Raw genomic sequence first — 21,559 nt, forward strand, 5'->3', positions numbered from 1 at the left:
CCCCAGACTCACACCTTGAAGTACTTCGCCTCCGGGTGGTGGAACACAAACGCGTCGGTGGACTGTTCCGGGTGCAGCATCAGCTCGTCGCTGAGGACCACGCCCATCCGCTCGGGTTTCAGGAGCTCCGTCACCTTGCGGCGGTCCTCCATGTCCGGGCAGGCGGGGTAGCCAAGTGAGAATCGTGCACCGCGGTACTCGAGCTTGAACAGGCCGGCCTTGTCCTTGGGCTCCTCGGCCGCGAAGCCCAGCTCGGAGCGGATCCGCGCATGCCAAAATTCCGCCAGCGCCTCGGTGAGCTGCATGACCAGGCCGTTGAGCTCGTAGTAGTCGCGGTAGTGGTTCCCGGCGAACAGTTCGGACGTGACTTCCTCGATCTTCGAGCCGGCGGTGACCAGCTGCACCGGCAGGACGTCGATCGTTCCCGATTCGCGGGAGCGGACAAAGTCGGCGAGGCACAGGTGCCGGTCGCGGCGCTGACGCGGGAAATTAAACCGCAGCCGGTCGGTGCCGATCGGGCCGCCTGACCCGCCGTCGGGGGCGAGCAGTCCGGGGGTGCCGAGGACGCCGTCGCGGTCCTCGCCGTGGTGCAGCACCACAACCTGCTCCCCCTCGGAGACCACCGGGAAGTAGCCGTAGGCGACGGATGCGTCCAGCATTCCCTCGCCGAGGATGCGGTCCAGCCAGTAGCGCAGGCGCGGCCGGCCCTCGCGTTCCACCAGTTCCTCGTAAGAGGCGCCGTCGTCGCCGCGGCCGGGCTTGAGGCCCCACTGCCCCATGAAGGTGGCGCGCTCGTCGAGGAAGGTGGAGTAGTCGTGGAGCGAGACGCCGCGCACGATGCGGGTGCCCCAGAACGGCGGTGACGGCACGTGGTTGTCGGCGGCGACGTCGGACCGGCCGGGCATTGACTCCGGCTCGGTCACCGTGAACTTCGGGCCGCCCTTGTGGATCCGCTTCTTCAGCGGCGGAAGGCCGACGGCGGCGGGGTCGGCGCCGCGGGCCACCTGCACCAGCGGTTCCATGAGGGCGAGGCCCTCGAAGGCGTCCTTGGCGTACCGGACGGTGCCTTCAAACTGCTCCGCCAGGTCCTGCTCCACGTAGGCGCGGGTCAGAGCTGCGCCGCCGAGGACGATGGGCCACTTCTTCGCGAGGCCGCGGGACTGGAGTTCGGCGAGGTTCTCCTTCATCACCACGGTGGACTTCACGAGCAGCCCGGACATGCCGATGACGTCGGCGTTGTGTTCCTCGGCTGCGGCCATGATCTCGGCGATGCCCTGCTTGATGCCGATGTTGATGACTTTGTAGCCGTTGTTGGTGAGGATGATGTCCACCAGGTTCTTGCCGATGTCGTGCACGTCGCCGCGGACGGTGGCGATCACCATGGTGCCCTTGCCCGAGGCATCCGACTTCTCCATGTGCGGCTCGAGCAGGGCCACCGCGTTCTTCATGACCTCGGCGGACTGGAGTACGAAGGGCAGCTGCATCTCGCCGGCGCCGAAGCGCTCACCGACGACCTTCATGCCTTCGAGCAGTTGGTCATTGATGATGCCGAGCGGGGTCATGCCTTCGGAGCGCGCCAGGTCGAGGTCCTCTTCGAGGCCCTTGCCTTCGCCGTCGATGATGCGCCGCTGCAGGCGTTCGCCGGTGGGCAGCGCCGCGAGTTCCGCGGCGCGCTGATCCTTGAGCGCTGCGGTGTCGACGCCGGCGAACATGTCCAGCATGATGTTGAGGGGATCGTAGGTCACGTTGCCGTCGGCGTCGTATTCGCGGCGGTCATAGACGAGGTCCAGGGCCACCTTCCGCTGCTCCTCCGGGAGCGAGGCGAGCGGCACGATCTTGGCGGCGTCGATGATGCCGCTGGTCAGGCCGGCCTGGACGGCCTCGTGCAGGAACACCGAGTTCAGGGCCATGCGCGCTGCCGGGTTCAGGCCGAAGGACACATTCGAAACGCCGAGGGTGGTGTTGATGCCGGGGTACTTGGCGGTGATCTGGCGGATGGCCTCGATGGTTTCGATGCCGTCCCGGCGGGTTTCTTCCTGGCCGGTGGCGATGGGGAAGGTCAGGGCGTCCACGATGATGTCCTCGACCCGCATGCCCCATTCGCCCACCAGGGCGTCGACGAGGCGTGAGGCGATGGCCACCTTGCCCTCGGTGGTGCGTGCCTGGCCCTGTTCGTCGATGGTCAGGGCGATCACGGCGGTGCCGTGTTCCTTTACGAGCGGCATGATGCGCGCGAAGCGGCTGTCCGGGCCGTCGCCGTCCTCGTAGTTGACCGAGTTGACCACCGGGCGGCCGCCGATGAGTTCCAGCCCGGCCCGCAGCACGGGCGGTTCGGTGGAGTCGATGACGAGCGGGAGGGTGGAGGCCGACGCGAACCGTGAGACGACCTCCTTGATGTCGGCCACGCCGTCGCGCCCCACATAGTCGATGCAGACGTCCAGCAGGTGTGCGCCGACGCGGACCTGTTCGCGGGCGATGTCCACGCAGTCGTCCCAGCGCTCTTCCAGCATCGCCTGGCGGAACGCCTTCGAACCGTTCGCGTTGGTGCGCTCGCCGATGGCGAGGTACGCGGACTCCTGGTCGAAGTTCACGTGGTGGTAGAGGGACGCGATGCCGGCTTCACGCTCGGTGGGAACGCGGCTGCCATCGGCGCCCCGCCCGCCGCTGGTGACCGCGGCGGCGGCGCGCAACGGCGCAAGGCGTTCGACGACGGCGGCCATGTGCTCCGGCGTCGTACCGCAGCAGCCGCCCACCAGGCCCAGGCCGAATTCGCGCACGAACTGCTCGTGCGCGGTGGCGAGTTCGGTGGGTGAGAGCGGGTAGTGCGCGCCGTTGGGGCCGAGGACGGGGAGGCCGGCATTGGGCATGCAGGCGATGGCCACGGAGGACTGCTTGGAGAGGTGGCGGAGGTGCTCGCTCATCTCGTCCGGCCCGGTGGCGCAGTTCAGTCCGATAGCGTCGACGCCGAGCGGCTCGAGAGCGGTGAGTGCGGCGCCGATTTCGGAGCCCATGAGCATGGTTCCGGTAGTTTCGACGGTCACTTCCACGAAGATGGGGAGCCTGATGCCGCGGGTGACGATGGCCTGCTTGCAGCCGTTGACCGCGGCTTTGGTCTGCAGGAGGTCCTGGCTGGTTTCGATGAGGAAGGCGTCCGCGCCGCCGTCGATGAGGCCCTCGGCCTGCAGGGCGAAGGTCTGCTTGAGGTAGTCGTAGGTGGTGTGGCCGAGGCTGGGGAGCTTGGTGCCCGGCCCCATGGAGCCCAGGACCCAGCGCATGCGGCCGTCGGTTTTTTCTGCCGCTTCGGCGCGTTCGCGGGCGATCTCGGCGCCCTTGCGGGCGAGCTCTTCGATCCGGTCGTCGATGCCGTAGTCGGAGAGGTTGGACCAGTTGGCGCCGAAGGTGTTGGTTTCGACAGCGTCGATGCCCGTGGCGAAGTACGCGTCGTGGATGTCCGCGAGGACATCCGGGCGCGTGTGGTTGAGGATCTCGTTGCAGCCTTCCAGCCCCAGGAAGTCGTCGTCGAGTGACAGCTCCCGGCCCTGCAGCATGGTGCCCATGGCCCCATCGGCAATGACGACCCGGTGGTTCACCGCATCCAGCAGCTCCTGGGCGCGGACGGGACGGGGCACGGAATCAATATCAAGCGCAAAACGAGGCATCTAAACAGGTTACGTCTGGGGGCCGGAAGGTTGCGCTGTGTGTCTATGTGCTACGACGGCGAGGGGGTGGGAGTTCAGACCTTGGGTAGCGCCTCTGGGCTTACGGCAACTGGCATGCACGGGTATTCATGGGACGGGAGTAGCCGCCTCCGTCATTTGCCCGACGGTGAACGGCACTCATACTGCTCGGTGGCGGGGCCGATGTTAGCTCATGACAGAAAGCTCCTCCGGCTGTAGGCTCCGAATATGCCTGAGGGTCGGAAGCGCCTTGAGCCGCGTATGACGCGGGGCGGATTTCGCTGGCAGCTGGTCATGGTGTCCTTCATGGCCGTAAACGCAATCGTGCAAATTGCATTCCGGTGGAATCAAGCTTGGGGTGCCTTTCTTTACCTCATGCTGGCCATGCTGATTATCTGCGCGGTCTTCACCGCCTATCTGCTCTATGTGCGCCACTACGACGGTCATTTCTGGGACGAGGAAGAAGCCCGTCGCCAGGACTGGGATCGTCGGGGCCGGCAGCTTTAGATTTGGCGAACGCCGAGGGACATCCTCCTCGAAAGCAAGCGGGTCCAGGTAGTCCTAGTTGCGCCCTGCGTGCAGGCCTGACCCGCTTACTGCTGCGATGTACCGGGCGTAGGCGGCGGCTGAGTCTGTGGCGTGGCGTGGCGTTCGATGGTCGTGGGGGAGTATCCCAGGGTTTCGGCGATGATGGCCACGGGTGCGAGTTTGGTGAGTTCGTGGAGTGTTCCCAGTCGGGCGGCCCGTGTGCTGAACAGCTTGCTGAGGCGTGTTGTGAGGTGTCCGGGATGGATGTGTCGTCCGGGCGAGACTCCGCGGAATACCCAATCAGTGTTGGGGTGGGAGGCGGTGAGGTCGTGCCCTGGGTTTGCGGCGAGTTCTCGCCATGGCTCGGCGAGCGGATCCGGTAGTGCGATTCGGGTGGCCCCGAGCTGGATGGTGACCAGTTCTCCGGTGATGGTCACGTCGTTCCAGGTTAGTCGTGCGATGTTTTCGGCCTGTTGTCCGAAGACGAGGATGAGTATGGCGGCGGCCCGGTCACGTGCTTCGAGTCCGTCGGCGCCGGTGACTCGTTTGAGTGCTTCGTCCTGTCCCGGCTTGGCGAGTCTTGGGCTGGTGCCGCGGCGGTGCGGAACGATGGTGAGCCCGGATGGGGCGGCTTTGGTTTTGATGGCCCATTTGAGGAAGCGTTCGGCGATGCGCCGGGTTGTTGGCCCTTCGGCTTGCCATACGTCGAGGTGGGATTGCTGCAACTCGGGCAGTTTGATGTCATGTCCGGTGAGCCAGTTGAGGAGGTCGATGGCCACGGTGACTTCCTGTTTGGCGCGAAGGAAGGTGCCGCGGGTGACTTCGTCCATTAGGTTCATTCGTCGTTGGTGGTGCCAGCGGATGTAGCGGCGAATCACGTCAAGGTGCTGGGGATCTTTCACGCGTTCTAGGGCTTGTGCGCCCCAGCTGTCGTAGCGCATCCGGAGCTCGTCGCGTTGGGGGAGCACTCCGTGTTCTGTGAGGAGTCCGCGGACGTATTCGCGGGTGCGTGAGTCGGGCAGTTCGTCGAAGGTTTCGTGGGTGATCTTTGGTGCGACCGCGAGGTTGCGGAGGAATGCGGTGACGTGCTTTTGGCGGATCCAGGTCATGCCGCTGTTGGCCCGTTTCATCGACTTCAGGGCGGCAGCCAGCGGGATCAGATCGTTGGCGATGGCTCCCGTGGCCGGGTCGGTGAGCAGGTCATCTACGACAATGCCAAGGACGCAGGTCCACCAGCGCCCGCCGCTGTGGAGTTCGTCCTCGGCTCCGCAGGTCTCGCAGTCGATGTTGAGTCGGATGCCTGAGCATCGACGGCATGCGGGTTGGTTATCGATGAGGCCGGGCAGGACGCCTTCGTGTCCGCAGGCGCAGACTCCTCGGGTGCGCTTTGCTTGCTGGTAGCAGTAGCCACAGACTCCACCGTCGGGCCATCGTGCGACGGTTTGGTGGTGCTGGCCGCAGCGGTTGCAGGGGACCGGCCAGCGGATCGGGTCCTCTGCTTTGCGTGGCCTACTCACCGTCCTCAGGCGTGACGAGCCGGATGCGCTTGGCTATCGGGCTACCTGGTTGGATTCCGAGATCTTCGCTGCGCTGCGGCGCGTTTGCCGTCGCCGCGGCCCGCATCTCAACGAATGGTTCGAACAGGTCGTTCGGCGTGCAGTCCAGGATGTCGCAAAGCGCCGCGAACGTCCTGGCCGGAATGCGTTCCGGCGTGGCCGTGACCAGCCGGTAGACCTGGCTCTCGGAGAGGTTGATTCCGCGGGACCTCAGAAGGGGCATCAACTCGGTTGTCTTCCAGAGGTTGCGCCTGGCCATGAGAGCACGCAAGTTCCAGCGGTAGCCGATCCGGCGCTGTTCAGGCATCTGGGTCCTCCAAGTTCGTGATGCGGCGTGCGATCATCTGCTGCACGGTTTTCTGCTTGAAGTCCGACGATACCGATGTGTAGAGGCCAGTGGTCGAGGCGTACGAGTGGCCAACCTGTGTCTGCATTATCTTGAGCCCGTCAGGGTGGTGTGCCTCTGGCCTGCGGTTTTGTGTTGGTGGGTGTGTCCGGGACGTGCATGACGGTGGCATTGGGTGTCCTTTCTTCTCGTGAAACTGTTATTGATTCGGGATGCTTGCGGCAGCTGGTCATGGACTTTGGCGGCGTTGTCCGAGGGCGTGTGCGAGTTGCTGTCGCAGGCGTTGGTTCTCGTCGTTGAGTCGCCGGATTCTGTCGTTGGCGGCTTCGAGTCGTTGCCGTAGCGAGGCCTCGCTTGCCCGCTGTGCGGGTGATTCCTGTGTGGGCTCCGCCGAGGCCTGGTTTTGGCGGAGGTGTTCGATTTCTGCGCGGAGGTCGGGCTGGGTGTAAAGCCAGGACCGGGAGACCCGGGCGTATCTGGCGACGGCGTCGAAGGTGATCGGGCGGCCGTCCGCGTGCAGGGCGCGCAGCGCTTGGACGGCTTTGGACCGGGTGAGCGCCGCGCGCTGCTGTGCAGCTTTGATCAGGTGCCGGCTGTTATCGGGGCGGTTCATCCGGCCGCCTCGGCTGGTGCGGTGTCGTCGAGGGAGTCGATGATGCGGTCCAGGTTGTGCAGTACTGCCTGGTTCATCTCGATGAGCCGGGTCTGTCCGCGTGCCTCGGCTGCGGAAAGGATCTGGACGGTCTGGCGGCGCTGCTCTTGGTGCTGGGGGAGGAAATCGGCGGTGGTGACAAACATGGGACAGGTCAGGCAGGCGTTGGCGTGCGGGCAGGACTTCTGGACCGGGAGCCCGCAGAATCCGTTCGGCAGGCTCTGCGTCGCTCGGCCGAGGCGTTGCTTGGCCCAGCTGGCTTCGGCGAGGGGACCTTGCGGGTCAATGGTGATGGTGTCGCCGTTGATGTTAACCTTGCGGGCCTTCTCCCAGTGGCGGCGCACGGTCGTGTCGTGCAGCCGAGCGTAGTGGGCGGTCATCTCCGCCGAGGTGTGGTCGAGGAGGACCCGAACAACTTCTTGGGGGACGTCGCGGTTGATCAGTGTTGTCCCGAAGGTATGGCGCCACTGATGCGGCGTCAGGCGCACCTCCTGCCCGTGTTCGTCGCGGATGGCACAGCGTGCCAGCCAGTCTTCAAGCTGTCCGCGGTAGGAGTGCGTGGTCAGCGGTTTTGCTCCGTCGGGGTTCATCTTCGGGGCCGGGAACAGCCAGTTGCTGCCTTCGGGGAATCGTTCGCGGACGCGTCGTTGCTGGTCGAGTATGGCGGTATGGACTTCCTCATCGAGGGGCACGAGGGCTTCGCGCTTCATCTTCCGGTTCATATAGCGCAGGTATGGGGCACCGTCACCGTCACGGACCACGCAGTCTGATACCAGGTTGCAGGTGTCCCCGACGCGCAGACCGCAGCGCATCAGTATCAGGGTGAGAAGCCGACTGTCGGGGCTGGTCCATTTGCCGAGGTTTTCGGGTTGGTCCAGTTGCGCCATGATTTGGTCGGCCAGGGCCCTGGGCAGTCGTTTGGCCGGTCGTGGGAAGTCTTCAGGGTAGAAGTTCGCCGATGCCGGCAGGTCCTTGGCCCAGCCGTGGCGGCGGATCGCGGCGAAGAAGGCGTTCAGGGAGCTGACGTCGCGGCCACGGGAAGTCACGGCCCGTTTGTCACGGGCGAGCTCGGCGAGGAAGCGTTCCAGGATGCCGCGGTCGATGCAGTCCGGGCCGTCGGAGCCAGCGATGGTGTGCGCGAGGAACGCGGCGAATCGGTTCAGAGCGAGGAGGTCGACGCGGGCCTGGATGATCTCCCGACCGCTGGTCAACCGCCACCGGATGAAGCGTTTTGCCAAGGAGCGCAGCCACGGTTGCGGGATCTTGTCGAAGCGGAGGGCGCCGCGCGTGTCGGTGTAACCGAGGCGGTGCAGGGCCCAGGCGTCGCGGCCAAACTCAGACTCCCACCCGGTGCCGGCGGCGAGGTCTTCGAGCCGGGTGTAAGCAAAGCGCAGGAACGCGAGTTGCCCGTTGTGGCGGTGACTGCGGCCTACCCGGCCGGCGCCGTAGAACGCTGACCACTGCTCGAGATTCCAGTCCAGCAGCGAGGCGACGCCGCTGTCGGAGACGAGCCGGATCACGGGCGTCACAACGGAGGCGCGGGTACTGGCCCGGCGTTCGTCGTGGCGGCATTGCAGGGCGTGCTGGAGCTCAAGCCGCAACTGGGGACGATCAGCCAGGCATCGGAAATCGAACCGATCCAGACCCACGCTTTCGCACCGGGTGACGAACTCGTCGATATCCGGTGCGCCAATGGCGTGCCAGCGGGACTTGTGGTTGAGACACAACGGCGAGTTGCCTTGGGCCCAGAGGTCGCAGAACGCGAGCCTGCATTCGGGCCGTTCGGCGGCCGGCTCGGGGGAGAGGGTAGCGAGCCACTTAATCACGTCGGTCTCGCTAGAACGTCCGAAGAACCCGTGATGGCTGACGCAGAGGCCGCGTCTGGCCGAACCGAAGCGGCACCACGTGACGGTGCATGCCGCCAGGGGGCCATCGCCTACGGGCAATGGGCCGGGGCTGGCGAGGAATGATTCGGTTTCCGGGCGTCCTTGGTCCAGCCAACGCTTGTAGTGGCTTTTGCAGAACCCTTTGACCGTGCGTTGCCTTTCACACTCGTCGATCCGGCAGGGCTCGGTGTTGAAGACGAGGGAGCCTGGGGCTGGAATCACGATCCCGGGTCGGAATTCCGGCCGGACCGTGGCCATGAGCTTAGCCAACAGACCGCGACTATCCTCGTAGTCGTTCAGCGCAGGGAAGTTCACCACGTGACCTCTTTTCCGGTCAGCAGCCCTGCCTTTTCGAGGGCGCGGCGGGCGTCCTCGACAGTGAGGTGGCCGTAGACGTCGATGGTGGTCGCGACCGATGCGTGGCCAAGCAGGCTGCTGATGACCTCGATCGGCGTCCCTGCCCGCAACAAGCGGGTGGCATAGGTGTGGCGGAACCAGTGCGGGTCAAAATCCACTCCAGTGTCCCGGCGCAGCCGCTTCACCAAGTCATAGACTGCCGCGTAGCTCATCGGCCGGCCGCGGGCGCCGGCCCACAGATTCACGAACACATAGTCGCTGTCCAGATCGCCGTATTCCTCGTGAAGGTAGTCGCCGTAGACCCGCACGACGTCCGCGCAGATCGGTACCGTGCGCGGCGAAACGGACTTCGCCCGGGCCCGGTTGGCGTTTACGCGCCGGCGGATCGTCAGCTCGCCCTCGGCCACTGCAATGTCCTCATGCCGCAGTCCGAGTGCTTCGCCGATACGGATTCCCGACTCCCAGAGCAGGACGAACAGGAACCGGTCCCGGAGCCGCGTGCACGCATCCAGCACTGATTGTGCCTTCACCGCAGACAGGACCGTGGGCAGTCTCTTCGGCTCACGCAGTTTCACGATCCGGCGCCGCTGCGGCCTGTCCCCGGCAAGATGGGCAAGGAATGGTCTCCATCCCGTTCTTCGGTGCCGGACCGTTTCAAACTCGGTAACAAGGTCACCCAGCGGGACCCCATGACGTGAGTGGAACACGTAGAGGCCGCTGACCGCGGCCAGCTTGCGGTTCACCGTGCCCGGCCCGCAATGATGGGAGGCCGATGGTAGTAACGTCACGTCCGCGGCGCGTCCGGCAGGCGGAAGCCGCAGCCAGGCGACGAACTCGCCGACGTTCTCCAGCCTCACTTGGCGCCAATCAACGCCGCGGTATCGAAGAAAGACGAACCAGTCCTTCAGATCATGTGCATACGCTTTGAGCGTGTTCGGTGACCGCTCGACGTCGGTCAGATAAGCCAGGAACCGTTCCACCGGCTCGACGACACCATGATCATCAAGCACAGTCCACGACTCAAGCTGCGAACCGGACACCAAAACTCGTTGAACCTGCATTAACCCTCCCGCGATCCCGTGTGATGGACAGCTTCAGATAAGCACCTCCATCACGCGGAATTGCACGGTTACGTGCCCCGTGCTGCACGTCAAAGACACCACGGTTCCGGCTCCAGATAATCTGCACGAATGCCGGGTCATAGCCGGCTTCGATCAAATGAGTGACATAGGAATGCCTGAGGCAGTGCAGCCCCAGTTCTTTGGGCAATCCAACAGCGTCCCGTGCAGCTGCGAAGGCATCCCCGAAAGAACCAAGCGACATCCGGGCGCCCCGCTCGCTGGGCCACATCGCCGATGACCGGTCCGCTGTTGGGAAATTGGCCCGCATCCCGCCGGAGGTCCACGTCCTCAGCTGATCCACGACCCAAATCGAACTCCGGCACGGTCAGAACAGTGCGCCGTCTGGGCCCGGAACCTGCGGTGCCTTTGGCGAACCGCACCTGGATGGCACCGAAGCGGCCATAGTCGGTGACGTGGGGATTGGGGCCGAAGTCCTCCAGATCCAGCATCGTCATCTCGCGCCGGCGAAGCCCGTAGGCATAACAGACTTTGAATGCCACCGAGTCGCGGAACAGGGGCAGCCACCGCTTGGTTCCCGCAGCATATTCACGGTCGACGAGATCGTCGATATGGTCAAAAATCCGTTGCAGTTCCGCCTTGGTGAACGCCCGCCGCGCTGCCGGGACCGCGTCGTCGGTCGTGTGCCTGGGCGTGTTCCATTCAAAGCAGATCTGGCTCGGAATGTCGCCGAAAGTGCGTTCGCAGAACTCACCCCATCCATAGCCAGGATGCGTCAGGTAAGAGCAGAACATCGCCACGGCATTGCTATAAGAGCGCAGCGTCTTCAGGCTGATCGGCTTCGCACCGGAACGCAGGCCGGCCAGGAAATCATCGACGTCTGCCGGCCGCCATTGCCACGGAAACTCACCCGTGAACTCCTGGAACCGTTCCAGCAGCTGGCAGCGCTGCTTGATGGTGTCCGTCGTGAGCCCACGGGCCAGCATCTGCGCCCGCCAGCCATCCAGCATGGCCGTAAAAACCCGCTCGTCGGCCCTGAACAGCCCAACAGCCGGATCCACCAGCATCCTCGGGACAAAACCCGGAACGGCACCACTCACTCCAACCCCTAAACCATGGAAACATGCATTAGATGCAGGAAACCTACAGCGACATGGGATCCGCGGGCAAATTCGGCTTGGACTCAGAATGGTCATGTTCGCCGTCTCGCATGCCTGACCTGCGAAAACGCCGAATTCGCCAAGGGACGGGAGTTCTCGCAGCTACTTCTACTCCCGTGGTTTTACTACCGATATCGGACGTTACGTAAAGTAAGCAGGCTGATAGTTGCACACGAAGTGCATTTCGCGACCCTGCTACCTACCCAATGTCACGCATTTCAACACGCCGTCCCGCCGGCGACACGCTGGATGTTAATTGTGGCTAAGTACTCCACAGGGTGTGAATTTCATCCGGAAAAACGCCGGGATTCCGGACGTTGAGCAACCCGGCGCCTGTGGATTAAAAGTGCATCAAATGACATACCTGTAATACATCATCTTGGGGTTCCGAAGAGCCGTCTGCACTACATGTAGTGTTCTACCTGTGCCTGAATTTGGGCACGAAAAAGCCTCAGGGTAATCCCGCCCTAAGGCTGGAGGCTTACCGACTGAGGCTATTTTCGTTTCCCATGCGACCGGGATGAAAAGAGCTTACATCCTCAAGACTTGCTCAAGACACTATTCGGCGAGTCTTAGGGAGTGTCGGAAGCCACACCTAGCAACTAGGAGTGGCATGACCATTTCACTTGAACGCCCACAGCTCGACGACCTAGAAAAGGTGCTTGGTGCCGGCATTTCCTCTCTGGACATCTCGGCAGAGGAACGGGCTAAGGTAGTCGCCCGCTATAACAGTCTGGGTCAGACCCTCAACGAACACTGGGCCGAATCGACGGCCGAGAACAGGGTGTATGTCCAAGGCTCTTTTGCGCTAGGAACTGTGACCCGCCGGATTCACCGCAATGACGACGTCGACATCGACCTCGTCGTAGTACGCGGCATTCAGACCTCGTCAACCACTCAGGTGGCGTTAAAGGCAGACGCTGGCACCGGCCTTCGCAAGTTCGTTGCAGCTTCGCATCCCAAAGCATTGCTTGCAGAGAGCGAGAGGTGCTGGACGCTTGAGTATCCGGGGATGCACATGGATGTACTTCCTGCAGTTCCCGATGCATCCTCGGAGCGAGGGTCGGACGACGGGATCCTAATCACTGATCATGACGTCAGGTCGTGGCTTCGCTCCGATCCACTTGGCTACGCAAACTGGTTCCGAGACGTTGCGCGTAAAGAGGTAATGGCCAAGGAAGCGTTCCTGGCCGAACGGGGGGTCGATGTTGTGGATGTGCCTGAATGGACGCGCAAAACAACGCTTCAACTAGCTGTCCAGGCACTAAAGCGGCACCGGGACATCTACTTCACGGGCCGCCTGGATCACCGCCCTTCGTCCATCATCATCACCACGCTAGCGGCGCATGCATATCAGCTTGATCAGCTTGGCGGGAACCTGTTCGATGTCATGAGGGCTATCGCCACCAATCTTGTCGACCACATTGAGGTGATCAACGGACAGCACGTGATTGCGAATCCGGTGATGCCGGAAGAAAACTTCGCCGACTGTTGGGCCAGTGAGCCTTGGCGGGCTTCGGCGTTGTTTGAATGGGCGGATGCTGTATCCCAGGACATCAGTGGAATCGCTGCACGCAGCGGCAACGACAATGTCCTAAAAGGGATCCGTATGGTTCTTGGCGAGCATGCAGCCCTGGCCGGAGCCCGCGCTCTTAGCTATCCGCATGTTGAGGCCCGACGTTCTGGCATACTTCGGGCACAGAACGGGTTAGGAACCCTGACGGTCACTGGCCCTGCAAGCTCCACCCGGCCGGTCAAAGACCATACATTCCACGGGGGCCGGATGTGAGAAATGCAAGTCTGAGCCTTCCACAACAAGCGCTTGCTCTCAAGAGCGTGTATACCGGCAGCACCGTGCGTTTATGCCCAAGAAGCCTGGTCTGGCGCGGTCGACTGAAGCCGTCAGCACTGTCAGCGCAATACCTGACCGAAGTTTCCCTCCAAGCGGGCGGGAATCCAGTGGTCAAAGTTATTGAGCCTTCGCTGAGACCAGATGAACACAGTCTCCTCCCGCACATATGGGATGACGGGTCGTTATGCCTCAACACTGCAGGACAGTGGTCTCCGACCATGCTCCTAGTCGATACCGTCCTCCCCTGGTCCTCGGAATGGTTGTTTCATTACGAGATGTGGAAAGGCACCGGCATATGGTTCGGTGATGGGGTCGCAGAAGAAGAACCTGAAGCCCAATCGAAGCTGCTGCACCCGCTAATTCCTAAACAGGCGGGTGAAGAATCTGGCAAGGAACAGGCCTGATTGCCGCCGACCAAAGACCCGCACCTCGACCCCATCGGGAAGCACCTACTCCCTGGCTCTCGGCCGACAAGGCGCGCCGCCTTGGCTGCGATAGCACATGGCCAGACGGCCAAGCAGGTTGGCAAGGGAAGATGTGGAACGTGGCGGACTGGAACGATGATCGAGTTTGCAAACAATTAGGACTTGGTGGGCATTGCTGGCTGGGAGGTATCTGGGAGTGAGAGTAGACGTTAATCTGGACTTAATCAGGGAGGATTTTGGGCGGGTGGTTTACACCCATAAGACCCATGAAAAGGCTCGCGAACTGTGCACCCGCCACGCGACAGCTTCAAAGTGGATGAACATCGTTCTTAATGCCCTGACCTTCGGGGGAGTATTGACGAGCGTTACAAGCGAGAACCGCGACCTCCTTTTCGTGGCATTGTTCTTTGCAACCTTGACAGCAGGTTTTACCTTGTATCAGCTCAGCTTCAACCCCACCCAAGAAGCTGCGGAACACCGCGACGCCGCAAAGTGCCTCCTCAAAATCCGCGATAGCTATATCCACTTGCTAGCTGACGTAGAAGGGAACGCTTTGTCGGCCAAGGAGGTCAGAAATCAAAGGGACGGTCTCAGTGCGCAGTCACAGAAAGTGTTCCTGACCGCCCCCGACACCAGCTCCAAAGCGTATAGTCTGGCTCGGCGAGCTTTGAAGGAGTCTGAAGATTTTACTTTCTCTGACGAGGAAATCGACAAGTTCCTGCCTATGAATCTCCGCAGGACTACACAGAACCGAGTCTCGTAACAACCTTCCCAACCGGAGGTCGTCGCGGCCGCGGCGCCCTCGGTTGGAGCGGTTCCCTGTCGCTAGTGCGCTAAGCGTCCACCGTCAACTGGTCGGTTATGAACGGAGGACTCCTTTACATCTCGCTGAGTCTGTCACTACCGAAGTCTGGGAGTGCGTTACTGGGCCGGCCCTGGTCTGGCTCGCCCAGAAAGAGTCATTGCCTATTGACTGTTGTCCGGCAAGAACCTGAAACTCAGATTGACAGGTCCAGGGTTGGAGGCGCCGATGGTCGGACAGCGGATTGGGTACGTGCGCGTGAGCACGCTGGATCAGAACGAGAAGCGCCAGCTGGAGGGCCAAGTCCTGGACCGGGTCTTCACGGATAAGGCCTCCGGCCGGGACACCGCCAGGCCGCAGCTCACGGAGCTGCTGCGGTTCGCCCGCGATGGTGACACCGTCATCGTGCACAGCATGGATAGGCTCGCCCGCAACCTCGACGACCTGCGCGCTCTCGTCCAGGGCCTGACACGCAGAGGTGTGCGGGTGGAGTTCGTCAAGGAGAGCCTGGTCTTTACCGGCGAGGACTCCCCCATGGCCAATCTCATGCTCTCCGTCATGGGCGCCTTCGCTGAATTCGAACGCTCCCTCAGCAGGGAACGCCAACGGGAAGGAATCGCCCTGGCCAAGAAGCGCGGCGCCTACAAAGGACGGAAAAAGACCCTCACACCGGAACGCGCAGCCGAACTGGCCGAACGCGCTGGCACCGGTGTACCGAAAGCCGTCCTCGCCCGCGACTACGGGATCAGCAGGGAGACCGTCTACCAGTACCTGCGCCACGCCAAACTGGCCTGAACCGCTCCCCTGCCTGCGCCGAAAGTCGTGCCATAGTCCCTGCGGCCGTAGCTTGACGGAATACCTATTATCGGCTAAAAGTTGGGCTACTGACTAGCCTGAGTTTCGGCTAAAGTTGTGCCATGAGAACGGTACCGCTCAGCGAAGCAAAGGACAAGCTTTCCGCCCTGGTGGAGGAAGCTGACAAGACCCACGAGATCATCCAGATCACCCGCCACGGTCACCCGTCGGCAGTGCTGATGTCCGCGGCGGACCTTGAGTCGCTGCAGGAAACAATTCACTGGCTTTCCCAGCCTGGCATCCGCGAAGATCTGGACCAGGCCCGGCGCGACATTGCGGACGGCAACACGACCAGCGGTGATGACCTCCGCCGCGAATTCGGGCTGCCGCCGCGGTGACTGATGCACAGACCGCCGGTCATGCGCCATGGAAGGTCGAAGTTACCAGCCCCGCGTTGAAGGGTTTTCGGCGGTTACCGGAGAAGGCAGCGGCAGCAATCGTCGAATTCGTCACCGGCATCCTCGCCGATAACCCTTACCGACTGAGTGAACTGAATATTCGCTCTTTTGGGGTCCACCCGTCGCGTGTTTGGGGGCCGGTGGCCAGAGCGCGCAGTAGCGGTCTTGGGAGCCGGGCGGTGGCGTCGTTGGGGGCCACCCCGGCTTAGGCTCCTTCCGTCGTGTGTATAGGGCGCACGGCGGAAGGAGTAATCAGTAATGGTACGGAAGATCAGGGCGAAGCTGGTGTTGCAGTTGCGCGCCGAGGGCCTGTCGGGCCGGGCAATCGCAGCGTCGCAGGGAATGTCCCGGAAGAGCATCACGGCGGTGCTGGAGGCAGCCGACGCGGCCGGGGTGGTGTGGGACGAGATCGCCGACAGCTCTGACAGGGAGGTGTATGCCCGGTTGTTCCCGGGGCGCGGTGAGCATCAAAGCGTGTTCGCGCAGCCGGACTGGGACCAGGTGCATCGGGAGATGGCCCGGGTCGGGGTGACGCTGAAGCTGCTGCATGGCGAGTACGCCGATTCATGCGCCGCTGCCGGTGAGCCGGTGATGGGCTATGACCGTTTCTGCAGGACCTACCAGCGGCACGTGCTGGTAACGGGAGTGGCATCGAGGGTCGGACACAAGGCCGGGCAAACGGTGGAGGTCGACTGGTCGGGGCCGACAATGCAGTTAACCGATCCGGTCACGGGCAAGGCCAGGACCGTATATCTGTTCGTGGCGTGCCTGCCTTTCAGCCGGTACGCGTTCGTCGAACCCGCTCTGGACATGAAGCAAGACACCTGGCTGCGGGCCCACGTGGCGATGTTCGAGGCCTTCACCGGGTCGGTGCCGCGGATCGTGCCGGACAATCTGAAGACCGGGGTCATCAAGCATCCCCGCGAGGGCGAGGTCGTGCTCAACGACGCCTACCGCGAGATGGCGGCGCACTACTCGGCGGCGGTGCTGCCCGGACGTGTCAGGGCGCCGAAGGACAAAGCCAGCGTGGAAAACACGGTCGCCCACGTGGCTACCTGGGTCATCGCCGGGCTGCGCCAACGGCAATTCACGTCGTTGACGGAGCTCAGGGCCGCCATCATCGAGCGCGTGGCGGCCTACAACGCGGAGCTGTTCCAGAAGCGGCCCGGGTCCAGGGCCAGTGTGTTCGCAGCCGAGGAACAGCCCCTGCTGACGGGATTGCCGGCGGTTGCCTACGAGATCAGCAGGTGGGTCTACGGGCGCCGGGTGGGCCGGAACGGGCACGTGGTCTGGGAGCGGAACTACTATTCGGTGCCCTTCGCCCATGTCGGCACCACGGTGGACCTGCGGATCACCGATCGGGTAATTCAGGCCTACCGGGGCACCGAACGGCTGACCAGCCACCTGCTGCTGCCCGAGGGCGCGGCCAATGAATACCGCACCAACGACGCCGACCTGCCCGCCGGCGAGAAGTACCGGCAATGGGATGCGCTCCGGGTGCGGGAGTGGGCCGGACGGATCGGCCCGGCGGCGGTGACCGTGGTCAACCGGATCTTCGAGTCCGTCCCGGTCGACGAGCAGGGCCTGGACGCAGCACTGGCCGTGCTGCGGCTCTCCCGGCGCTACTCCGCCGAACGCCTCGAGGCAGCCTGTCGGCTCGCGTTGGCAGGCCGGGTGCGGTCCCCGCGGTATGCGCACCTGCAGCCGATCCTGGCCACAGAGCAGGACAAGGCCGCCGGTCTCAGACCACCACGGGATGAACCCGCCGAACACGGCGGATACGTGCGCGGCGCCGAATACTACGCAGGGGGTGCCAAGTGAGCGGGATCGATCTCGAGACCAAACGCAAGCTCCGTGAGATGGGCGCCTCCCCGATGCTGGAAGCGCTCGAGGCCCAGGACGAGACGCTCGTGCTCGGCATGGCCTTCGAGGAACGGCTCCGCCTGGTCGTCGACGAGGCCCACTCCGGGTTCAACCACGCCAAGGTCGAGGGACTGATCCGGCGGGCCGGGCTACGCTACCCGGGCGCGGATCTGCGCCGGCTCGACCTCGTGGACGAGCGTGGCCTGGATCGGAACGTGATCGCCCAGCTCGGCACGTGTTCGTTCATCGAACGGCAGCAGAACGTCGTGTTTCAGGGATTCACCGGATCCGGGAAATCCTACCTGGGGTGCGCACTGGCCAAGCAGGCCTGCCAGCACCGGATCCGGGCCCACTACGTCCGCATGCCCGACCTTGAGGAAGCCTGGGCGCTGGCGAAGGACAAGCCCCAGGGGCAGACTAAATTCCTGAACAAGTACGCGGCCTTCACCCTGCTCGTGATCGACGAATGGCTTCTCGACCACCCCGACGAGGGCATGCGCAGCATGCTCCTGGAGTTACTGGAGCGCCGGTACGACACGGCATCGACCGTGTTCTGCACCCAGTACGCCAAGAAAGACTGGCACCAACGGCTCGGCTCCGGGGTCCACGCCGATGCGATCATGGACCGCATCGTGCACAACACCATCTGGGTCGATACCGGCAACCACAACATGCGCCAACACGCCACCATGAAGCAGTAAGAAAACGTCGGTGGGGGCCGGTGGCCCCCACAACCCCGGCCACCGGCCCCCACCGGCAATATCACTGGCCCCGAAAGGCAATATCGAGTGGCTTCCAAACCTTCAAATACTCAGTGAACCCTTGACGAACGAACTCCGCGGCCTGCGCACCGCACGCCGCGGTGACTATCGCGTGCTGTTCACCCTCGACGTCGAAGAGCACATCCTGTATGTCCACCGCATCGAACACCGATCCGACGTACACAAGCCGCGTTAGCAACTTCAAGGAAAGATGTGCCAGCTGGGGGCCTCTCCCCCAGCTCAGGCTGACGAAAGGTCCATTATCGGCGGTTAAATTGGACGGGGAGTGCCCGCAAAAGGGGTGGTTGTCCCTTCTCGTTCCAGTTGTCAGTTTTCTCATTCAACATGTCAGTTAACGGATTCCGGGCGATTCTCAGTTAAGTTGTCAGCGTGGTTTCATGGAGGCTTTGAGGTCCCTGCCGAGGGAGTAGTCCGTAGGACATCTTCTGGACCCGTCAACGCATTTACGGAACTGACAACATGGATGAGAAAGAATCTGCCAAATTGTTCTCATCTAATCTGTCAGTTCCCACGTCGCTACTGACAACTACGTTGCGAGCGGACAGTGGTGCCGGATAGCTTCCTTGTGGCCTTTGGACCCAAATTTCGCGTTCAGAACGCGCATCTATCGCCTGGTTTTTGGTGGGATGTTCCGGCTGGCCGCTTCTTTGCGCCGCTCCGCACACAGAATGCGTCCAGGGCGGCTTAGGGGCTTTTATGGCTAAATGCAGGTCAAGCCCCGGCCGGGGCCGAGACGGCAGTTCCGATCGCCCCTCGCCGGACCCTGTCTGCGCACATCCTATTCCGAGGGTGCTGGCACAGTAGGTTGTTCGCTGCTATCCGTCCTCGACCTTTACACGTCGGAGCCGGGCAGTATCCGGTCGACTGGAGCTTCTTCAAGGTTATCTTCACCTGCCTCTTGACGTGTGCCCGGGGTCACAGTACCGTTGAGCCTAATCCTTTAGGTAATCCACAGAAGACTCGCTGAGCCACTGGCCTAAACGATTAGGAAGGAGGCGGCAGATGGCAAAGAAACCCACGTTGCGGGACCTGAGCGAAGCCACCGGCCTGTCTTCATATACGGTTTCCCGGGCCTTGAGCAATGGAGCCGATGTCTCTGCTGCGAGCCGGAAGCTGGTCTTGGAAGCGGCTCGGGAGCTTGGCTACGTTCCGAACCGTGCCGCGCAGGAACTCCGCAAGAACACGCGCAGTTCGATCGCAGTCATCACGGCAAGCACGTCTAATTATTACTATCTGGACCTGATGAAGGGCATCCAGAGGGTGCTGCGTGCCTCCAACCGCAACGCCGTTGTAGCAGACATTGCCGCGGAGGGCGTCTACACGGCCGAGGTTGAGGATGCCACAATTCAGGATTTGATCCAGTCGCGCACGGCCGGCATCATCACAACTCTGACGCTGAGCACGCAGAACATCAGGCTCTTGGAACGCTGGGACATCCCCGTGGTTTTCGTGGATTCGGCACCGCCTGAGGCCGCTACCCGTGTGCCGAGCATTCTGACGGACAACTACGCCGCGAGCATGAAAGCTGGGGCCCACCTGGCCCAGCACGGTCACACGGATTGGTTGTTTCTGGCCTATCCGGGCAGATGGTCCACACGTGCGGAGCGGGAGCGCGGGCTCCGCGATGCGGCTATCAAGCACGGGGCCGAACTTCAGGTGCTGGAGACTGAAAACGACTCCGACTCGGCCCAACACGCGCTGTCTGCTTATCTTGACAGCTCCGGGCGGGCACTGCCCAGAGCCATCATCGCGGGAAACAACCCACTGCTCCACGGTGTCCTCACTGTGCTCCAGGAACGCGGAACCGCTGTCCCCGATGAAGTGGCACTTATCGCGTTTGACGAATTTGCCTGGGCGCCGTTACTGGATCCGCCGCTCACTGTGGTGGATGAGGACAGCGAGTCAATCGGAGTTCTGGCAGCACAGATATTGACCCGGATCCTGGACGGACAGCTCGATGCCGAACGGCGCGGTCAGGCTCCGGTGCCGGACTACCGTCCCGAGGACCGCAGGGAGGTGAGCGCGGACCTGATCGTGCGACGGTCCTGCGGGTGCTGACCTCGCCTCGTCCACCTACTTCCTCTGACAACTCCGGCTCACCGACCCAGTCACAGCTTGCTTTCCCAGTCGGCCCCGGTACCGGCAAAGTCAGGCCCACCGCTGACGAATCCCCTAGAGGATCGTCACATGAATGGGCCATACGAATGAAGCCGGTAGCCACCTTGGGCGAGCCGGCGCACCATCAAGTCTCATCCCCTCATATTCCACGGACACGGACGGCCCCACCGGCCGCATCTTGTTCCGGTTCAAAGGAGATCCGAAAATGAATCAACTCGCTAAAAAGACGGCAGTTATCGCCGCCACCGCAACACTGGCCGCGTTCAGCATGACGGCCTGCAGCTCAGGCGACACTCAGCCAGCTACCAGCAAGCCCACGAAGATCGAGAAGATCGGGCTCATGGTCCAGGACATGTCCAACCCGTTCTTCTCGGCCATGGACAAAGGGGCGAAGGAAGCAGCCGCGAAGATCGGCGCCACCTCCAACACCCAAGACGCGCAGCTTGACCTGGCAAATCAGAACACCCAGATCGACACGTTCATCCAGCAAGGCGTGAACCTGATCGTCATCAGCGCTGTGGACGAAAACGGTATCCAGCCGGCGATTGAACGGGCGAAGCAGGCAGGAATTATTGTCATCGCAGTCGATACCCCAGCCAAGAGCGCCGACGCTGTTGTGATGACCGACGCCGTCCAGGCCGGCGAAAAATCCTGCCAGTACCTGTTCGAGCAGATGGGTGGAAAGGGCAACATTCTCATGGTGGACGGGACCCCGCTCCAGACGATCCGGGACCGGATCACCGGCTGTAACAACGTCGTGAAGCAATTTCCTGACATCAAAGTCGTTGGGCAGCAGGCTTCAAAGAACGACCGCGCCTCCGGCCTCGCCGTAACCACCGACATGCTCACGGCCACCCCTGACGTGCAGGGAATCTTCGGCATGAACGACCCGTCCGCCCTAGGTGCGGTCCTGGCCGTCCAGCAGGCCAAAAAGAGCGACACGGTGAAGGTCACCGGTGTCGACGGCAGCCCGGAGGCTGTGGCCGAACTCAAGCAGGCCGGCTCCCCCTTCATCGGAACGGCGACGCAGAACCCAGCCGAGATGGTCCGTAAGGCAGTCGAGATCGCCCAGGACATCATTGACAACAAACCCCCGGCAGAAACTACGGTGCTGATCCCGAGCGAGCTCGTGACCCGGGAGAACGTCAGCCAATACAAGGGCTGGTAAGGCCCACCACTGCTGTGTGGGGCACGCTGCCGCTGCTGCCGCCCCACACGACCGG

General features: G+C 62.7%; 19 protein-coding genes. 12 read left to right on the forward strand and 7 right to left on the reverse strand.

Annotated elements, in window-relative coordinates; genetic code table 11:
- Positions 1–8: 8 nt before the first annotated feature.
- Entirely contained in the window at positions 9–3,659 is a 3,651-nt protein-coding gene (gene metH / locus IDT60_RS17265) for a methionine synthase (protein WP_191079980.1), read from the reverse strand.
- A 279-nt stretch (positions 3,660–3,938) separates the two neighbouring features.
- Between metH and IDT60_RS17270 the strand changes: the two genes are divergently transcribed.
- On the forward strand, positions 3,939–4,184 hold the full coding sequence (locus IDT60_RS17270) for a DUF2244 domain-containing protein (RefSeq protein ID WP_370590754.1): 246 nt from the start codon (positions 3,939–3,941) through the stop codon (positions 4,182–4,184).
- A gap of 86 nt (positions 4,185–4,270) precedes the next feature.
- Here IDT60_RS17270 and IDT60_RS17275 read toward each other — a convergent pair whose 3' ends face one another.
- The 6 genes from IDT60_RS17275 to IDT60_RS23310 form a co-directional block, all read right to left on the reverse strand.
- Positions 4,271–5,722, reverse strand: coding sequence for a Fis family transcriptional regulator (locus tag IDT60_RS17275; RefSeq protein WP_223883780.1), 1,452 nt, complete (start codon positions 5,720–5,722; stop codon positions 4,271–4,273).
- On the reverse strand, positions 5,715–6,068 hold the full coding sequence (locus tag IDT60_RS17280) for a helix-turn-helix transcriptional regulator (RefSeq protein WP_191079982.1): 354 nt from the start codon (positions 6,066–6,068) through the stop codon (positions 5,715–5,717). Before IDT60_RS17280 ends, IDT60_RS17275 begins: the two co-directional genes overlap by 8 nt.
- Positions 6,069–6,336: 268 nt before the next feature.
- Positions 6,337–6,720, reverse strand: a complete 384-nt coding sequence (locus IDT60_RS17285; RefSeq protein ID WP_191079983.1) for a DUF6262 family protein — start codon at positions 6,718–6,720, stop codon at positions 6,337–6,339.
- Complete coding sequence (locus IDT60_RS17290; RefSeq protein WP_223883781.1) at positions 6,717–8,963, reverse strand: tyrosine-type recombinase/integrase; 2,247 nt, start codon at positions 8,961–8,963, stop codon at positions 6,717–6,719. Before IDT60_RS17290 ends, IDT60_RS17285 begins: the two co-directional genes overlap by 4 nt.
- The gene (locus IDT60_RS17295) at positions 8,957–10,063 is read right to left on the reverse strand and encodes a tyrosine-type recombinase/integrase (protein ID WP_191079984.1); all 1,107 of its coding nucleotides are present in this window, start codon (positions 10,061–10,063) and stop codon (positions 8,957–8,959) included. The genes IDT60_RS17290 and IDT60_RS17295 overlap by 7 nt, the downstream gene beginning before the upstream one ends.
- The gene (locus IDT60_RS23310) at positions 10,023–10,391 is read right to left on the reverse strand and encodes a tyrosine-type recombinase/integrase (protein ID WP_255527099.1); all 369 of its coding nucleotides are present in this window, start codon (positions 10,389–10,391) and stop codon (positions 10,023–10,025) included. Before IDT60_RS23310 ends, IDT60_RS17295 begins: the two co-directional genes overlap by 41 nt.
- Positions 10,392–10,536: 145 nt before the next feature.
- Between IDT60_RS23310 and IDT60_RS23315 the strand changes: the two genes are divergently transcribed.
- The 11 genes from IDT60_RS23315 to IDT60_RS17350 all read left to right on the forward strand — a co-directional run bounded on the left by IDT60_RS23315 (position 10,537) and on the right by IDT60_RS17350 (position 21,504).
- Positions 10,537–11,193: a hypothetical protein gene (locus IDT60_RS23315; protein ID WP_223883783.1), complete on the forward strand. Its 657-nt coding sequence runs from the start codon at positions 10,537–10,539 to the stop codon at positions 11,191–11,193.
- Positions 11,194–11,854: 661 nt separating this feature from the next.
- A complete protein-coding gene (locus IDT60_RS17305; protein ID WP_191079985.1) occupies positions 11,855–13,030 on the forward strand; it encodes a nucleotidyltransferase in 1,176 nt (391 codons plus the stop codon).
- 281 nt (positions 13,031–13,311) lie between these two features.
- Positions 13,312–13,497 (forward strand): hypothetical protein, encoded by a 186-nt coding sequence (locus tag IDT60_RS17310; protein ID WP_191079986.1) that lies wholly within the window; start codon positions 13,312–13,314, stop codon positions 13,495–13,497.
- A 217-nt stretch (positions 13,498–13,714) separates the two neighbouring features.
- On the forward strand, positions 13,715–14,281 hold the full coding sequence (locus IDT60_RS17315) for an SLATT domain-containing protein (RefSeq protein WP_191079987.1): 567 nt from the start codon (positions 13,715–13,717) through the stop codon (positions 14,279–14,281).
- Positions 14,282–14,548: 267 nt separating this feature from the next.
- A complete protein-coding gene (locus tag IDT60_RS17320; RefSeq protein WP_191079988.1) occupies positions 14,549–15,115 on the forward strand; it encodes a recombinase family protein in 567 nt (188 codons plus the stop codon).
- A 122-nt stretch (positions 15,116–15,237) separates the two neighbouring features.
- Positions 15,238–15,513 carry a type II toxin-antitoxin system Phd/YefM family antitoxin gene (locus IDT60_RS17325; RefSeq protein WP_142940294.1) on the forward strand — a complete coding sequence of 92 codons (276 nt, stop codon included), beginning with the start codon at positions 15,238–15,240 and terminating at the stop codon, positions 15,511–15,513.
- A gap of 318 nt (positions 15,514–15,831) precedes the next feature.
- On the forward strand, positions 15,832–17,394 hold the full coding sequence (gene istA, locus IDT60_RS17330) for an IS21 family transposase (protein WP_191079989.1): 1,563 nt from the start codon (positions 15,832–15,834) through the stop codon (positions 17,392–17,394).
- The gene (locus tag IDT60_RS17335) at positions 17,391–18,137 is read left to right on the forward strand and encodes an ATP-binding protein (protein WP_191079990.1); all 747 of its coding nucleotides are present in this window, start codon (positions 17,391–17,393) and stop codon (positions 18,135–18,137) included. The genes istA and IDT60_RS17335 overlap by 4 nt, the downstream gene beginning before the upstream one ends.
- Positions 18,138–18,258: 121 nt before the next feature.
- On the forward strand, positions 18,259–18,393 hold the full coding sequence (locus tag IDT60_RS17340) for a type II toxin-antitoxin system RelE/ParE family toxin (protein WP_191079991.1): 135 nt from the start codon (positions 18,259–18,261) through the stop codon (positions 18,391–18,393).
- A gap of 827 nt (positions 18,394–19,220) precedes the next feature.
- Complete coding sequence (locus tag IDT60_RS17345) at positions 19,221–20,276, forward strand: LacI family DNA-binding transcriptional regulator (RefSeq protein WP_191079992.1); 1,056 nt, start codon at positions 19,221–19,223, stop codon at positions 20,274–20,276.
- A 265-nt stretch (positions 20,277–20,541) separates the two neighbouring features.
- The gene (locus IDT60_RS17350; protein ID WP_191079993.1) at positions 20,542–21,504 is read left to right on the forward strand and encodes an ABC transporter substrate-binding protein; all 963 of its coding nucleotides are present in this window, start codon (positions 20,542–20,544) and stop codon (positions 21,502–21,504) included.
- Positions 21,505–21,559 lie beyond the last annotated feature (55 nt).

This window comes from Pseudarthrobacter sp. BIM B-2242 (genome assembly GCF_014764445.1).
In the GTDB taxonomy this organism is placed as follows: Bacteria; Actinomycetota; Actinomycetes; order Actinomycetales; family Micrococcaceae; genus Arthrobacter; species Arthrobacter luteus_A.

Coding starts and splice junctions, on each gene's coding strand:
- metH (WP_191079980.1), bottom strand. CDS start 3,659: ATGCCTCGTTTTGCGCTTGATATTGATTCCGTGCCCCGTCCCGTCCGC.
- IDT60_RS17270 (WP_370590754.1), top strand. CDS start 3,939: ATGACGCGGGGCGGATTTCGCTGGCAGCTGGTCATGGTGTCCTTCATG.
- IDT60_RS17280 (WP_191079982.1), bottom strand. CDS start 6,068: ATGCCTGAACAGCGCCGGATCGGCTACCGCTGGAACTTGCGTGCTCTC.
- IDT60_RS17285 (WP_191079983.1), bottom strand. CDS start 6,720: ATGAACCGCCCCGATAACAGCCGGCACCTGATCAAAGCTGCACAGCAG.
- IDT60_RS17295 (WP_191079984.1), bottom strand. CDS start 10,063: ATGCAGGTTCAACGAGTTTTGGTGTCCGGTTCGCAGCTTGAGTCGTGG.
- IDT60_RS23310 (WP_255527099.1), bottom strand. CDS start 10,391: ATGCGGGCCAATTTCCCAACAGCGGACCGGTCATCGGCGATGTGGCCC.
- IDT60_RS17305 (WP_191079985.1), top strand. CDS start 11,855: ATGACCATTTCACTTGAACGCCCACAGCTCGACGACCTAGAAAAGGTG.
- IDT60_RS17310 (WP_191079986.1), top strand. CDS start 13,312: ATGCTCCTAGTCGATACCGTCCTCCCCTGGTCCTCGGAATGGTTGTTT.
- IDT60_RS17320 (WP_191079988.1), top strand. CDS start 14,549: ATGGTCGGACAGCGGATTGGGTACGTGCGCGTGAGCACGCTGGATCAG.
- IDT60_RS17325 (WP_142940294.1), top strand. CDS start 15,238: ATGAGAACGGTACCGCTCAGCGAAGCAAAGGACAAGCTTTCCGCCCTG.
- istA (WP_191079989.1), top strand. CDS start 15,832: ATGGTACGGAAGATCAGGGCGAAGCTGGTGTTGCAGTTGCGCGCCGAG.
- IDT60_RS17345 (WP_191079992.1), top strand. CDS start 19,221: ATGGCAAAGAAACCCACGTTGCGGGACCTGAGCGAAGCCACCGGCCTG.
- IDT60_RS17350 (WP_191079993.1), top strand. CDS start 20,542: ATGAATCAACTCGCTAAAAAGACGGCAGTTATCGCCGCCACCGCAACA.